We start from the raw sequence: 15,959 nt of genomic DNA on the forward strand, positions 1-15,959 counted from the left end.
AAGATAATAAAAAGAAAGAGAAGTTCTTCTCTCTATATTATTATTTCACAGTTTGTAAAATGAAATTAAAAAGTTTTAATATGAAAACTTCCAATCTATTACATTTTAAGAAAATGCTCTTCTAGCTTTTCTTGTTGAAGATCTGCGTTTGCGTGGTAGTGTAGATGGTGATTAACGCATGCTATATGTTTTACATTCTCTAAGATTTCAGCGATGTCATGACTGACGATGATAATAGCACACCGTTGGTTGATTTGGCTTAGCATTTCATACATTTGTGCTTGAAATCTTTTGTCTATATATGTATTAGGCTCATCGAGTATGAGAATATCAGGATTGGAAACGATAGCTCGTGCTAACAGAACGCGTTGTAGTTGTCCTCCACTTAGTGCGTTTATTGGTCTTTCAGCTAAATCTGTTAACTGCATTTCTTCCAAAGTTTTTTTTACCTGATGAAGCTGTGACTTGGAGTAGGGACGAAATATTTTCTTTTGATGTGCTAATCCCGATAGTATCACTTCATGTACTGATATAGGAAAATCTTTGTCAATTTTGCTATACTGTGGTAAATATCCCATAGTGATATCTTTGATACTTTTCCCATTTTTATAATAAATAATTTGCCCATGAGTTGGCTTCTTGAGCCCTAAAATTAGTTTTATTAAAGTGGTCTTTCCTCCACCATTCGGACCAATAATACCAAGATAATCATTTTGGTATATAGTTAAATTTACATGTTCAAGCACTTGTTTACCGTCATAGGCTGCTGACACATCTTTAATTTCAACGATAGGTTCCATGTTATTGTAAGTTTTTTGCTATGTTTAGCATTTGTTCATGCCATTGATATGAAAGAGGATTAATTTCAATCTGTTTGGTATTGGTACCGTTGGCTACGATACTTGTATTTCGATTGGAAAATTCCTTTTGTATAAACATGATTTTAGTTCCATATTTTTGTGCATTTGTAATGAGGTTCTTAAGTTGTGCCGCTGACGGTTCTCTTCCTTCTTCTTCTATAGGAAGTTGAATGAAATTGTATTCCTTAGCAAAATATGTGAGGGCTGGATGATAGATTAAAAAACTCTTTTGCTTCTCATGAGCAAATTTACTTCTAATATCCTTTTCTGTCTTACTTATTTTATTGAGTAATTTTTTCAAATTTTTCTCGTAGTATTGTTTCTGCGCAGGATCTTTTTGTATTAATGCTTCGCAAATATTTTTTGCAATGATAGCGGCATTCGTACAACTCATCCACGTGTGTGGATCAGGAATGTTATATGCGCTTTTTACAGGTGTTATACCTTTAGAAGCACTAATTACCTTTATATTAGGTGCAGTAGCTGTAATTTTATTCATCCATGTTTTCTCAAATCCGAGTTCTCCAATTTTGATAATTAAAGAGCAGTTTGCCAAATTTACCATTTGTTTTGAAGTCGGTTCGTAGATTTCGGGATTACTGCCAGGTGGTACCATAGTTATAATATGATAATTACCGCCTGCTATTTGTTCCGTGAAATAGCGTAGTGGTTCTATCGTTACAGCTATTTCTTTAGCGTTATCTTTTTTGTTTCCTTGACATGCCATACATAATAAGCAGCAAAGGAACATAATCAAATTTTTCTCCATATGTCGATTTAAAATATATAACTTAAACCATATACCAGAATTAAATATCGAGCAATTTTTCCAACAGATATACTGAATAAAGATATTGGGAAGTTAGCTCTTGTTAATCCTAAAACGATAGTAATCGCGCTACCTAAAACAGGAATAAACGCAAAGAAGCCCATCCACGCTCCGTTCCCATTCATAAATTTTAGGGTTTTGTTTATCTTTTCTTCTTTAACATGTAGGTATTTCTCAATCCAGTCTAGTCTTCCTAATCTACCGACGCCATAGTTAAATAAAGAACCTAGAATATTTCCAATAGATGCATAGTAAATGAGTGTTGTGGGGTCAAGGCCAGTTGCTACTAATCCTGTCATGATAGCCTCACTAGGGAATGGGAAAAAACTTCCAGCAAGAAATGCTCCTATTAGCATTCCCCAATATCCCCAGTCTATTAAAAATGCAAAGATGCTATCCATATGTTGGTAAGCGTTAAGAATAGTGCGATTATTGTTATTACGAAAAATACAATATTTGTTATTTTTGTTTTTGTCAAAGATATAAAATGTGCTATTAATAATGCCGTATTAACTATTAATATCATTAATAAGTTTAATGCGTGTTGAGGCTGTAATATGATATATAAAGTAGTACAGCCAAACATTGTGATGAATAGTTCATATATCATTCTGATTCTGATCTTATCTTTGTAACTATTCCTTATGAAATGAACACTTCCAATAATACCTAGCAGAATGATAAAAATAAATTGTGAAAATTGTAGTGATGTAAATGAACTGAAATCTGCTATTTTACCAAATTGAGTTATTTGTGTGAAATGATTAATTATTATATCTAGTTTATCTTGATATAGTAAATAGCCACCAATAAACCAGTAAGGTGTTATTAAACCTAATAGCGATGCAAAAAAGTTTTTAGCGCTAAAAGCTAAAATGTTAGTTGCTACAATTATCCATAGCAGCGGAACGAAAAAGAGTTCTTGTACCCAAAATACAGAGCCTATACTAATAGCTGTAAATGCGAAGAAGATGCACCCAGAACTTGATTTCCTTTGATATGCATTTAATATGATAATATAGAATGCAATGAAACTTAGTTGAACTGCAAATGGTTCTATAGAGATCTTAGTCGGTAATGCCATGCAGGTTAGAACTAAAAACGAGCATGTTACCATACGGCTGTATATTCGAATCAGTGCATTCTGATTATTCAGTTCCACCATAAGATAGGTGGATACGATAAATGTGGCAAACGGAATCCACAATGCTTGTTGTAATAGTCCGCTTGCCAACCATATTATTGCTCCATATAAAGCTGTTATTGGTAGAGAAATCCTACTACCTGCAACTTTATTTTGAAATCTTTTTTTCTCCAAAATTTATTAAATCAGAGGTCTTGTCCAATATCCTTTCGGAAATACTTATCTTTGAATTCAATCTTTTGTGCTTCTTGGAAACTTTTCTGAAGAGCTTCTTCTTTGTCTTTTCCATAGCTACTAACAGCAATAACTCGGCCACCATTTGTAACGACTTGGCCATCTTTCACTGCTGTTCCTGAATGGAATACAATACTGCCTTCTACTTGATCTATACCTGATATAGGATATCCTTTTACATATTCTTCAGGATAACCGCCGCTAACCAGCATGACACAGACAGCAGCACGTTCATCGAATTCAACAGTATACTTATCCAGATTACCGTTTGCTACACCTTCGAAAAGGTCAACGATATCACTTTTTAATCGTAGCATTACACTTTCGGTCTCAGGATCGCCCATTCTACAATTGTATTCGATGACCATAGGTTCACCTTCTACATTTATAAGGCCAAAGAAAATAAAGCCTTTATAATCGATATTTTCTTCCGCAAGGCCATTAACCGTAGGTTTGATGATACGTTCTTCTACTTTCTTCATCCATTCTTTAGTAGCGAAAGGTACTGGAGTAACACTACCCATTCCTCCAGTATTCAAACCCGTATCATGTTCTCCGATACGTTTGTAGTCTTTTGCTTCAGGTAGAATCTGATAGTGTTTACCATCTGTAAGTACAAATACAGAGCACTCGATGCCGCTAAGATATTCTTCGATAACAACTTTTGCAGATGCGTTGCCGAACATGCCACCAAGCATATCCTTGAACTCCTTTTTAGCTTCTTCTAAAGTAGGCAAAATCAAGACACCTTTTCCTGCAGCCAATCCATCAGCTTTTAATACGTATGGTGCTTTAAGAGTTTCAAGGAATTTTAATCCTTCTTCAAGGGTTGTACCATCAAAAGTATGATACTTTGCTGTTGGGATATTATGGCGTTCCATGAACGCTTTAGCGAAGTCCTTACTTCCTTCAAGAACTGCACCTTGTTTTGATGGACCGATAACAGGAATGTCTTTTGTACGTGGATCATTCTTAAATTCATCGTAAACACCCTTTACTAAAGGGTCTTCTGGTCCGACAACAACGATATCGATTTCGTTTTTTACAGCAAAATCCTTAAGTTTGTCAAACTCATTGACACCAATTGCAACATTTTCTCCAACAGAGCCTGTACCAGCATTGCCTGGAGCAATATATAGTTTTTCTACTTTTTTGCTCTGGGCAATTTTCCATGCTAAGGCATGTTCTCTGCCGCCACCTCCTAACAGTAAAATTTTCATTGTTTCTGGTCTATTTATGGTTTATTTAAGATAGTCAAAGAAATATTGTGAGATGCGCTCATGCAGGTGTGTACTCTGATGGCCTCTCATGTTGTGTGGTTCACCAGGATATACGAAGAAATCCGGTTGTGTGTTGGCTCCGATGCAGGCTTTAAGAAAGCTAAATGCATGTTGTGGAACAACTACTGGATCGTTTAAACCTATGATAATTTGTAATTTTCCTTTTAAGTTTTTTGCCTGATTTAATAAGCTGGTTTGTTGATATCCTTCTGGATTATTTTCAGGGGTATCCATGTAGCGTTCTCCATACATAACCTCATACCATTTCCAATCGATAACAGGTCCACCTGCAACTCCTACTTTGAATGTTTCAGGATGATGTGTCATCATTGTTATGGTCATATAGCCACCAAAACTCCAGCCATGCACACCAATTCTTGTCGTGTCGACATAAGACAAACTTTTCAAGAAATCTACACCTTTCATCTGGTCTTTAGTTTCTTCTTGTCCTAAATGTCTGAATGTAGCTTGCTCAAATTCTTTTCCTCTATTTTCACTACCTCGATTATCGAGAATGAAAAGTAAGTATCCATTTTGAGCCATGTAGGTTTCCCAACCTCTGCTGCTATAGTGCCATCTAGCATCTACATTATGCGCATGTGGACCTCCATATACATAGATTATAGTTGGATATTTTTTATTAGGATCAAAATTAACAGGCTTTACCATACGATAATATAAATCCGTCTTACCATCTGCAGCTTTTAATGTACCACAGCTATATTCAGGAACATTATATCCTTTCCATGGATCTTCTGCTGTATAATATGGTGTTCGTTTACTATTATCTATATTGATAATAGCAATTTTTCTAGGAATAGTAGGTGTCTGGTAATTATCTGTTATAAATTGTCCGTTAGGACTAAGACTTGCATGATGCCAGCCTTCGCCATTATCATCTATTAATGTTCGTTTTCCACTTTCCAAGTTGACTGAAAAAATATTTCTTTGGATTGGACTTAATTCATTGCTTGCATAGATAATAGAATGTTGCTTAGCATTGAAGCCTATAAAATCCATGACTACCCAGTTGCCCGAAGTAATCTGTTTCAGAAGTTTACCTTGTGTGTTGAACAGATAAAAATGATTATATCCATCTTTTTGACTTTGCAAAATAAATTTAGAATGATCCCAAGGCAAGAATACTATAGGATGTTGTGGCTCTACATATTTTGTGTCAGTTTCTCGATAGAGTTCTGCAATTTTTTCGCCAGTTTCAGAATTGTAACTAACTAGTCTGCAGTCATTTTGATCACGATTAAGTTCAAATATATATACAGTTTGGTTGTCTGGTCCCCAAGCGATATTGGTAAAATATCTATTTTGTGGATTTCCAACATTGAGGTATATTGTCTTGTTTGTTTTTAAATTATATATGCCTACAGTTACCTCATGAGAAGTTTCGCCTGCCATTGGATATTTTTCAGGAGCAGGAGTAGCAATTCTGCTTTGATTTTTCTCAGGATACCATTCTATTTCTGGTATGTTAACTAGTGGATAATCAGTTACCATACTCTGGTCCATTCGATAGAAAGCAAGTTTTTCCTTATTTGGACTCCAAAAGCGACCATCTGAAATACCGAACTCATCTCTATGTACGCTTTGTCCATATACGATGTTGCGGCTTCCGTCTGTTGAAAGCTGATGCTCCTTTCCATTTTTGTCTTTTACATAAAGCTGGTAATTTTTAATATATGCTTTAGGAGTAGCATCAACAGTACATGACTTCTTCTTCCAGTCAATAAGTTGGTTTCCGATTTTTACAATAGACTTTTTGGCATTAGGAAAAGTTGCATCATACAAAGAATGGATATTATCCACTCCTTTGATCTTTGTAAGATCAGAAAGAGTGAATAATTTAGTTTCCTTTCCGGTAGCTTTATTGATTATATAGCATTCTTCAGTGTCAAGTCTTACTAACTGATCTCCCCACCATGTTGTCCATCTGTTTTTGGCAATCATATTATGGTAGTTATTACCACCAAAATTTAAGTCTTCCAATGTAAAAGTCTTAAGCTTTTGAGCATATGATAACGTTGAAACAGCCATAAACATAAAAGTTAATGCGGTTTGAAGGAGACACACTTTCTGAGACTGAAACTTATTAATCTTCATCTTCAAATCTGTTTTTACCACGTTTAAAGTCACGATTACCTCGTTTAAAATCACGGTCATTTCTTTTAGAATTCTTTTTACCGTGTTTAAAGTTACGGTCAAAGCTATCTTCGTTGTCACGGAAATTCATTTTTCGACCTTTTTTGCGGTCTTTATTGTCATATTTTCCGAAATTAGGCTTATGGAAAGTAAACGAACGAATATCACCCTCTTCGTTTTCCTCTTCTTCTTCAAGTCTTTTTTTGAATTCACGATTTTGTTTGAAACGGTGCTTTTGAGCCATTTCTTTTTTCTCGCGATCTGTTTTAACGATACCACCTTCGCTTCTAAACTCTCGAAGTTTACCATCAAAAATAGTATATTTATGGAATTGGCATTCCAAACTACCGTTATATACAGGTATCTTAATTGATGGTTTTAAGCCGATTTGATCAAAGCACTCTTCACGGTAGCTCAAGATCCAAGCTTCATTACCGGTGAAAGCATGTTTTAGGCGTTCGCCAATCATTTTATATGTACCAAGCAGATTTGGAGTAGAAATACGTTCTCCATAAGGAGGATTCATAACAATAATACTCTTGTTTGCTGGTTGTTTGAAATCTTTGAAATCAGCTTGTTCTACGGTGACATCTTTTGATAAACCTGCAGCTTTAATATTTAATCTAGCTGTATTAACAGCCTTCATATCGATATCATAGCCATAGATGTGATTATTGAACTCTCGTTCTGCAGAATCGTCATTATAAATCTTGTCGAACAAGTCAGCGTCATAGTCTGCCCATTTTTCGAAAGCAAATTCTTTTCTGAAAATACCAGGAGAAATATTTCTAGCGATAAGTGCAGCTTCTACCAATAGTGTACCAGAACCACACATAGGATCAATAAAATCGGTCTCGCCTTTCCAGCCAGTCATGAGAATCATGCCGGCAGCCAGAACTTCATTAAGAGGAGCTTCTACGCTTTCTTGTCTGTAACCACGTCTGTGAAGACTTTCGCCACTTGAATCCAGACTGAGTGTAGCTTTATCTTCTGCAACGTGAATGTTTAAGCGTATGTCAGGATTACTGATACTAATATTTGGGCGGGTTCCTGTTTTTTCTCTGAACCAGTCTACAATTGCATCTTTTACTTTATATGTAACAAATCTTGAATTTCTGAATTCCTCAGAGTATACTACAGAATCTACAGAGAATGTTTTTTTATTATCAAGATATTTACTCCAGTCTATTTTTTTTACTTCCTCGTACATGTCTTCAGCTGATGCTGCCTTGAAGTGGGCTATAGGCTTTAAAATTCTAATTGCAGTATGCAGTTGGAAGTTAGCACGATACATCATTTCTTTATTTCCTGTAAAAGAAACCATGCGTCTGCCTATTTGTACATTGTTAGCACCCAGCTGGGTGAGCTCCTGAGCCAAAACTGGTTCAAGACCCATAAATGTTTTGGCGATGAGTTCAAATTCCTGTTCCATTATTGAATTCTATATCTAATTTATCGATTTTTACTTGTTTGTATTTTTTTGTTTTGGGTCTCATGTCCTTTGTAACCCACACATTGGCACCGACAATACAACCTTCACCGATAGTAATTCTGCCTAAAATAGTGGCATTTGAATATATGATGACGTTATCTTTTATAATTGGGTGTCGTGCTATTCCTTTTATAGGGTTTCCATTGTCGTCTAGTGGAAAACTCTTTGCACCTAGTGTGACACCTTGGTACAGTTTAACGTTTTTACCGATGATACATGTGGCACCAATTACTACACCGGTACCGTGGTCGATAGTGAAATATTCACCGATACTTGCAGCAGGGTGAATATCTATACCTGTTTCAGAATGAGCTATCTCGGTAATTAATCTCGGGATGAGAGGTACTTGGAGTTTATTCAATTCATGAGCTATTCGATAGCTTATCAGTGCTTTTATAACAGGATAGCAACTCACAATTTCTGCTTTGCTTTTTGCGGCGGGATCCCCATTGTATGCTGCTGTGATATCTGTTGCAAGAACTCTTCTTATTTCAGGAAACTGTTCTATGACTTTCAATGATATCTCTGCAGCTTTCTTTTTTCGGGTATCAATTTGTTCAGGGGTTTCTTTTTCATCGCAATCTGTGAAACATAAACCTGCGAGAATTTGTTCGGTTAGCATTTTATGTAACCGTTCTGTTCGTACACCGATATGAAATTCTAATGTCTGACTGGTGAACGAACTTCTACCGAAATATCCTGGAAAGAGGATTGAACGTGATAAGTCGATTATTTCCTTTAATTTATCTCCAGAAGGAAGAGGATCACCATCACGATGCTGGTGAAAAAGTCCCTTGAGTGATTCCTGTGCAGATAATTTGCTAACAGCTTGATTTAATCGATTTGCTAAATCTGGATAACTCATTTATATGGTGTATCAATATATTTGTGCAAAGGTAATAAATTTCTTGATTTTAGTTATAACTTATTTCATAAAAATATGTTATTTCTCATAATTTTCCGACCTCCTTCAAAAAGGAGTATGCCTATTATTGTTGTAAAGATGCCTAAAAGGACATCTATAACGTAATGGTGCTGTGTATAAACGGCCGTCCACCAGATGCCAATGCACAGTATTCCAAATGTCAAAGAGGCATACCATCGTCGCTTGCTCATGATGGAATATATGGTTGTAACTAATAAGTAAGCAGCATGGAGACTTGGTATGGCGGCGAATACATTAGAATTATTTCCATACATATTGCTGTAAAAATATATTCCAGTTAGTTTATCCCATCTTATGAGTCCGGCCGGATTGCCAGGTGTATTGAGTATAGGTTCAAACCCATAAAGATCGATATACCATGGTGGAGCGGTGGGATGAATGTAATATCCCATGAAGCCAACAAGGTTTACCACTAAAAAAGACCATGTAAAACGACGAGTCCAATCGTATTCTTTCTTGTAAAATAAATAGAATGAAAAAAATAGTGGCACCGGTACCCAGCAGAGATAGAAAATACCAGCCATGAAATCGAAAAAAGAAGAAGTATGAAGTTTAAACCATTCTCCAGGAATTAAAATTCCTTGCGAGGTTGTGATGCCGAATAATTCTTTTTCTGTATAATATATGTTTTTTATGTCAATAGGATTTACTTTATAATTTGGGTAAAAGCGCATGACATCGTAACATAATCCAAATATAACCCATGGAAGCATGTAAAATGCTAAACATCTGGTTCTTTTCCAGGCGAGTAGCGTGAAATAGACAAAAAGTATTGCTAGAGAAATCATTTGATGTTGTTAGTTTGAAGAGGAAATATTTGAATCTTTTCTTTTTAATTCGTGGTAGCAATGCCAAATCCTCCAAAATGCGGTCAAATTTGCTAAGAATGCTATCGTTATCATTCCACCAGCTAACCACCATAAATTATTGGTGCATCCGGAAATTATTGCGGTTATAGCCGTCACAACAACTCTTTCTGGTCGTTGCATAAATCCTACTTTGCACTCTATACCTAAACCTTCAGCTCTCGCCCTAACATAACTAACCATAACAGAACCGACCATTGCAGTAAAACTTACGATGGTGCACCAAAACCATTCTGCTGTTGTTGAGGCAAAAATAAGAACAATACCAAACAAAGTTACAAGTTCGCTATATCTATCTAAAGTAGAATCCCAGAGTGCTCCAAAAGAAGATGTCTTATTACTGGTTCTGGCAAGTCTTCCATCCATCATGTCAAATAAGCCTGCTACTAAAATGACAAATCCTCCCCATCCAATAGTGGCATAATTGATTTTATATTGAACAGAAGATATAAAAAGTGCTGTAGCAAAAATGTTACCAAGGAAACCTAAGAAGGTAATAATATTGGGTGTTATTCCTAAATGAATCATTCCATGGATAAGAGGATCTATGCCCCCATATATTAGTTTTTGTAAATAATCTCTATAATTCATGATTTGTATTTATTTTTGTTTGTAAAAACGAAATTCCGTTGAAGAGGATAGTTGAAAAAAATAGCAACAAGGAAAGCGATACAACTTTTAATAGGGATAAAAAGGGCATTTCCCAAAAGGCCAGTGAGCATATTGGTACCAAAGCCATTCAGTATCAAGCTCGCTGTCCAAACGGTAAAGTATCGAAATAGAATATCTTTTTTCTTTCGTTCGGCAATATCGAAGACATACTTGGAATTGATACAACAGTTGGTTATTCCACCACAAATGATGCCTATTATGTTTGCATATGTATATTCTAATATGTTGCAATAAGTAAAAAAAATAGCAAGTCCAAAATCTACAATACTAGCTATACTAGCACTTATTTCAGCTTTGGATAAAAGCCAAATTTCATGTTTAATTTTTCCCATTATCATGTAAAACGGAATATTTGTAGATAAATTGTTATGATTATCAGAGAATATATTCCTGCAAGTATATCGTCGGCCATAACCCAAAAAGCTCCTTCTTGATGGTCTAAGGTTTTAATACCGAAAGGCTTAAATATATCAAAGATTCTAAAGCTGATGAGTGCCAGTATTGCTCCTAAATAGTCTTCGGGTTGTAAGATGGACAAAGGAATCCATATGCCAACCATTTCGTCTATAACAACTTTTGAAGGATCTTCACCCCAGTAAGGCTGGAGTATCCTTATGGCCCATGTTCCCAAGCAAGTAAAGAGTAGGATAAAGGCTATTATGATGTATTGTTGTATTGCACTGTTATCATTATGGAAGAGTGAAGATAGTGCAAACCAACCTAATAAAGCAACTATGCTACCCGCTGTTCCTGGTCCCCATGGCCAAAAACCGCTTCCGAATCCAGTTCCTATTAACATAGGAATGAGTGGTGGTCGTTTGTCAGAAATATTATTTTTGTTATTCATTGTTTTTTCAGTTATTTTCTTCTTTCTGAAACGCAAAATTAACAGAAAAAACTTAAAATACCAAAATGCCTGATTTGTTTGATAAAAAAATCATAACTTTGCAAGTAATGATATACGAAATGAATTGTAAGAAAAACGCATTTTTGCTTGTTATGATGTTGTTGTTTATAAGCATCATGGCTCATGCTCAAAATATTTCAGGTAAGATAATTGGTAAGGATGGCGGTGCTATTCCTTATGCAAGTATTTCTTACAAAGGGCTTCGTTTAGCTGTATCTAGTGATAAGGATGGTCTGTTTTCTATTCCTAGGCGGGTTGGTGGTACATTGGTAATTAGTTCTGTAGGATATCAAAGCATAGTAATTCGAGTTACTAGCTCAATGACCGATTTGGGCAAGTTGACCTTGCAAGAAGAGAGCCGTTCGCTAAATGAAGTTGTTGTGAAAAGTAAGTCTGGACGATATCGACGCAAAGATAATCCAGCAGTAGAATTAATGAAAAAGGTTATTGCTGCGAAGGCTAAGACGGATTTGAAAAATCATGATTATTTTCAGTATAATCGCTATCAGAAGATAACCATGGCATTCAACAATATCACTGAAAAACAATTGCAGGGTAATTTTTTAAAAAAACGACAATACATGCTTGATCAGATAGAGAAATCACCAATCAATGATAAGAAAATATTACCTTTATCTGTTGACGAAACGGTTTCTCAGCATATTTATAGGAAGAATCCTTTTTCAGAGAAGGAGATCATTCAGGGACAGCAAAGCAATGGAATTGGTAATGTTATCGAAACTGGTGATATTTTGAACGAAGTAATTAAAGATGTTTTTACGGATGTTGATATCTATAATGATTACGTACGATTACTTCAATTTCCCTTTGTTTCTCCAATAGGTAAGACGGCAATTTCTTTTTATCACTTTTATATCGAAGATACAGTGTATGTAGATCATCAGTTATGTTATCACCTACAGTTTATTCCAGCTAATCAGCAGGATTTTGGCTTTCGTGGTGAAATCTTTGTACTGAAAGATTCTACATTGCATGTAAAGAAATGTATTCTGTTTATACCCCAAAAAAGTGATGTGAATTGGGTAGATAATATGAAGATAGAACAGAAATATTCCCAGTTGAGTAATGGTGAATGGGTACTTTCTAAAGATGATATGTATGCAGAAATTCATGTGAATAAGGTGTTGCAAGATTTATTAATAGTCAGGAATACCAGGTATAATGATTATTCTTTTGACACGATACCCAAGCAACTTTTTCGTGGTAAGGTAAAAGTAAAATATGATTTTGAGGCTTTTAATCGGGATGAATCTTTTTGGAATAAGTATCGTGCTGTAGCATTGACCAAAAGTGAAAGTTCTATGGATACTTTTATACATAAAATGCAAAATAGCAAAGGATGGAAGTATATCATATTTGGTGTTAAAGCGTTGATAGAAAATTATGTTGAAACGGGTGGGGCAAATCGGAAAAGCAAGTTTGATTTTGGGCCTGTTAATACTTTAGTCAGCATGAATTATGTTGATAAAATTCGATTACGATTATCTGGTCGTACGACAGCTTATCTAAACCCACATTGGTTTTGGTCGGGTTTTGCGGCTTATGGTGTAGATAGTAAACAGTGGTATTATAGTAGTGCTGTTACTTATTCTTTTAACAAGAAAAAAGCAAATGTATTTGAGTTTCCTCAGCGTAGTTTAACTTTTGATACGTCATCAGACCTCACTTCTCCTTCAGATCTCAATCTAGGGCATAATAAAGACAATATATTTATGACACGTACTTCTGCCTTGAAAGAAGTATTTCTTTATAATCGACAGCGTTTGTCTTTTAGATATGAAACAGATTGGGGACTTCGTTTTAGTGCTTCCATTCAGACTCAGAGTAATCAAACGGCTGGTGAACTTCATTATTATAAACTTACAGATAGTGTAGAAGTACATAAAATACGCTTATCAGATGCAACGATGGGTGTGGTGTATAATCCAGGTGTCACTTATGTGAATACGAAACAACAACGATTACCCATAAATTTAGATTCTCCTGAAATTGGTATATCCCATACCGTGGGATTTAAACATTTCTTGGGTGGGCAGTTTAAGAGCAATGTCAGCACGTTATCTTTTTATAAACGTCAATGGTTGGGGAGTTGGGGATATTTATCTTTCAATATTCGGGCAATGGCACAGTGGAATAAAGTACCATTCCCACTTTTATTACAGCCACCCGTCAATTTGAGTTTTATTGCAAATGAAACTTCTTTTTCCTTGTTAAGTGATTGGGAATTTTTGAATGACAGACAAGTATTTTGGGGGATTAAATGGAACTTAAATGGAAAATTGCTTAATAGAATACCGCTAATCAAATCGTTAAAGTTTAGAGAGTTTTTTGCTATAAAAGGCATTTGGGGAACCTTGACGGATAAGAATAATCCGGCACAGAACTCTTCTGATGAAAGACTTTATATTTTTCCTTCTAAGTCGCATCTTATGGGGAATCAACCGTATTGGGAAGCGGAATTTGGTATACATAATATATTAAAGTTTTTAAGTGTATCTTTGGTTCGTCGTATTAATTATTTAGAACAACGTAAGTATTTAAATAAGTGGGGAATAAGATTTGGATTTAAAATGACATTTTAGTACAAATAATTATGTTTTTATTTCGAAATATGAATTATTTTGTCTAAATTTGCGTCAAAATGTAAGATTTTAAGGTAAAATGAAAATATTTTTGGCTGATAAACAAGATATAACGCGCGCAGGCTTAAGCTATATCATTTCTGATATACCAGAATCTGTAACACAGTTCACTGAAGATAAAAGTGAATTGTTGGAGGCTCTTAAGCAAGAAGAAGATGCTGTAGTTATATTGGATTATACATTATTTGATATTAATGATGTAGAAGAGTTAGAGATTATTGGTGCTCGCTTTCCTAAAACCAAGTGGATTTTGTTTAGTGAAGATTTAAGCATCGACTTTGTCCGTCGTATTATCGCCTCTAGCTCTCAGTTCAGTGTGCTTCTTAAAGAGAGTTCTTTGCCGGAAATACATGAAGCTATAATGTTTGCAATGCGTAATCATCGATATATTTGCCAGCGAATGACAGAAATGCTTCTCGTATCACGTGAGGTTACTCCTGAAAAAGAGCAAATAAATCTGACAAAAACAGAAATAGAAATCCTCAAAGATATTGCTTTGGGTATGACCACAAAGGAAATTGCAGAAAAGCGTTTTTCAAGTTTCCATACCGTCAATACTCACCGTAAAAATATTTTCCGAAAGTTAAATGTAAACAATGTACATGAAGCTACTAAATATGCATTGCGTGCGGGTTTGGTAGATTCTGCAGAATACTATATATAAACAAAAAGGCTTGAAAATATCTCTCGACAGTTTCAAGCTCTTGTTTTCTAACTAACTTATTATCAACTATTCATTACTCATTTTCCTAACGAGTGCAAAAGTACTTGATTTTTATCTAAATTGTATCCTGAAATAAAGAAAAATAAACGTAAACGTTTGCGAATTAAGACTTTATTAGTATCTTTGCATAAATTATCAACTAAAGCATTATGAAACAACACAGGACTTCCTTGAAAGACCTGGCAGATAAACTTGGGGTTAGTATAGCAACTGTATCTCGTGCATTGCGTAATTCGCATGAGGTAGGTGAGGAAATGAAAGTTAAGGTTAAGGCTTTAGCTAAGGAGATGAATTATCGTCCGAATCCATTTGCTCAATCTCTTCGTAAAGAGGCACCTAAGGTTATAGGAGTTATTGTTCCGAATTTAGTTACCCATTATTTTGCTGCAGTACTCGATGGAATAGAAGATTTCGCTCGTCGTAAAGGGTATTCTGTACTAAGTGCCAATAGTCATGAAGACCATGAACGTGAGGCGCAAGCTATCGAGAATTTTTTGGATATGCATGTAGAGGGGATAATTGTTTGTTTAGCTCAGGATACTGTTGACTTTTCTCCTTTTCTTAAGTTAAAGGAAGTAGGTGTTCCTTTGGTATTCTTTGCTCGTACTTGTCTTGATGATCAGTTCTCTCATGTTATTGGCAATGGTGATGTAGCAGCATATGATGCAACAATTCATATGATAGATTCTGGTGCCAAGAGAGTGGCTTTTATAGGTGGTCCTAATAACCTGAATATGGTAAAGCGTCGTAAGCATGGCTATTTACAAGCACTGCGAGATCGAAATATTCCTATAGAACGTGAATTGGTGGCTTGCGATAAAATAGACTTTGAGGTAGCACGGGCTAATACGATTAGGGTTCTTGAGAATGCTCATCCTGATGCGATTCTAGCTTTTAATGATATTATCACTTATGCTGCGTTTGATGCTATAAAGGCAAAAGGATTACGTATTCCTAATGATGTGGCAATTATTGGATTTACAGATGGTGATACGGCTGCCTTTGTAACGCCACGCTTGTCTGTTATCATGGATCAGGCACATGAGCAGGGTTCAAAAGCTTGTGAACTGTTGATGAGGGGTATTATGGGTGATACACATGTATATAAAGAAGTCGTTCCAATGATTTTAAAGATTCGAGAGTCTAGTAAAAAATAATCACCCAAGTTTATCATGCATATTTGAATTT

The 15,959-nt window shown here is 35.4% G+C and carries 15 protein-coding genes; 3 read left to right on the top strand and 12 right to left on the bottom strand.

The genetic code is table 11. The features are described from left to right. Nucleotides 1-98 precede the first annotated feature (98 nt). The 12 genes from L6471_RS05735 to L6471_RS05790 form a co-directional block, all read right to left on the bottom strand. On the bottom strand, nucleotides 99-800 hold the full coding sequence (locus tag L6471_RS05735; protein ID WP_006281242.1) for a metal ABC transporter ATP-binding protein: 702 nt from the start codon (nucleotides 798-800) through the stop codon (nucleotides 99-101). A gap of 1 nt (nucleotide 801) precedes the next feature. Then, a complete protein-coding gene (locus L6471_RS05740; protein ID WP_237797546.1) occupies nucleotides 802-1,629 on the bottom strand; it encodes a metal ABC transporter solute-binding protein, Zn/Mn family in 828 nt (275 codons plus the stop codon). An 8-nt stretch (nucleotides 1,630-1,637) separates the two neighbouring features. Then, nucleotides 1,638-2,090, bottom strand: coding sequence for a YqaA family protein (locus L6471_RS05745; RefSeq protein WP_094448206.1), 453 nt, complete (start codon nucleotides 2,088-2,090; stop codon nucleotides 1,638-1,640). Next, entirely contained in the window at nucleotides 2,066-3,007 is a 942-nt protein-coding gene (locus L6471_RS05750) for a hypothetical protein (RefSeq protein ID WP_237797547.1), read from the bottom strand. Before L6471_RS05750 ends, L6471_RS05745 begins: the two co-directional genes overlap by 25 nt. Before the next feature lie 11 nt (nucleotides 3,008-3,018). Continuing rightward, nucleotides 3,019-4,287, bottom strand: a complete 1,269-nt coding sequence (purD, locus tag L6471_RS05755; protein ID WP_094448205.1) for a phosphoribosylamine--glycine ligase — start codon at nucleotides 4,285-4,287, stop codon at nucleotides 3,019-3,021. A gap of 21 nt (nucleotides 4,288-4,308) precedes the next feature. Then, nucleotides 4,309-6,462: a S9 family peptidase gene (locus tag L6471_RS05760; protein ID WP_373886419.1), complete on the bottom strand. Its 2,154-nt coding sequence runs from the start codon at nucleotides 6,460-6,462 to the stop codon at nucleotides 4,309-4,311. Then, on the bottom strand, nucleotides 6,452-7,933 hold the full coding sequence (locus tag L6471_RS05765; protein WP_094448204.1) for a THUMP domain-containing class I SAM-dependent RNA methyltransferase: 1,482 nt from the start codon (nucleotides 7,931-7,933) through the stop codon (nucleotides 6,452-6,454). Before L6471_RS05765 ends, L6471_RS05760 begins: the two co-directional genes overlap by 11 nt. Continuing rightward, a complete protein-coding gene (epsC, locus tag L6471_RS05770; RefSeq protein ID WP_094448203.1) occupies nucleotides 7,917-8,858 on the bottom strand; it encodes a serine O-acetyltransferase EpsC in 942 nt (313 codons plus the stop codon). The genes L6471_RS05765 and epsC overlap by 17 nt, the downstream gene beginning before the upstream one ends. 65 nt (nucleotides 8,859-8,923) lie before the next feature. Continuing rightward, nucleotides 8,924-9,652: a phosphatase PAP2 family protein gene (locus tag L6471_RS05775; protein WP_237797548.1), complete on the bottom strand. Its 729-nt coding sequence runs from the start codon at nucleotides 9,650-9,652 to the stop codon at nucleotides 8,924-8,926. 84 nt (nucleotides 9,653-9,736) lie between these two features. Continuing rightward, complete coding sequence (locus L6471_RS05780) at nucleotides 9,737-10,396, bottom strand: CDP-alcohol phosphatidyltransferase family protein (protein WP_094448202.1); 660 nt, start codon at nucleotides 10,394-10,396, stop codon at nucleotides 9,737-9,739. After that, nucleotides 10,393-10,809 (bottom strand): GtrA family protein, encoded by a 417-nt coding sequence (locus tag L6471_RS05785; protein WP_027454185.1) that lies wholly within the window; start codon nucleotides 10,807-10,809, stop codon nucleotides 10,393-10,395. The genes L6471_RS05780 and L6471_RS05785 overlap by 4 nt, the downstream gene beginning before the upstream one ends. A 2-nt stretch (nucleotides 10,810-10,811) precedes the next feature. Further along, on the bottom strand, nucleotides 10,812-11,324 hold the full coding sequence (locus L6471_RS05790; protein WP_237797549.1) for a phosphatidylglycerophosphatase A family protein: 513 nt from the start codon (nucleotides 11,322-11,324) through the stop codon (nucleotides 10,812-10,814). Between the two features lie 119 nt (nucleotides 11,325-11,443). Between L6471_RS05790 and L6471_RS05795 the strand changes: the two genes are divergently transcribed. The 3 genes from L6471_RS05795 (at nucleotide 11,444) to L6471_RS05805 (ending at nucleotide 15,928) form a co-directional block, all read left to right on the top strand. Beyond that, entirely contained in the window at nucleotides 11,444-13,987 is a 2,544-nt protein-coding gene (locus L6471_RS05795) for a DUF5686 and carboxypeptidase-like regulatory domain-containing protein (RefSeq protein ID WP_237797550.1), read from the top strand. Between the two features lie 79 nt (nucleotides 13,988-14,066). Then, the gene (locus L6471_RS05800; protein WP_006281256.1) at nucleotides 14,067-14,711 is read left to right on the top strand and encodes a response regulator transcription factor; all 645 of its coding nucleotides are present in this window, start codon (nucleotides 14,067-14,069) and stop codon (nucleotides 14,709-14,711) included. Between the two features lie 209 nt (nucleotides 14,712-14,920). Continuing rightward, the gene (locus L6471_RS05805) at nucleotides 14,921-15,928 is read left to right on the top strand and encodes a LacI family DNA-binding transcriptional regulator (RefSeq protein ID WP_006281257.1); all 1,008 of its coding nucleotides are present in this window, start codon (nucleotides 14,921-14,923) and stop codon (nucleotides 15,926-15,928) included. Nucleotides 15,929-15,959 lie beyond the last annotated feature (31 nt).

Source organism: Segatella bryantii (genome assembly GCF_022024215.1).
GTDB classification, from domain to species: Bacteria; Bacteroidota; Bacteroidia; order Bacteroidales; family Bacteroidaceae; genus Prevotella; species Prevotella bryantii.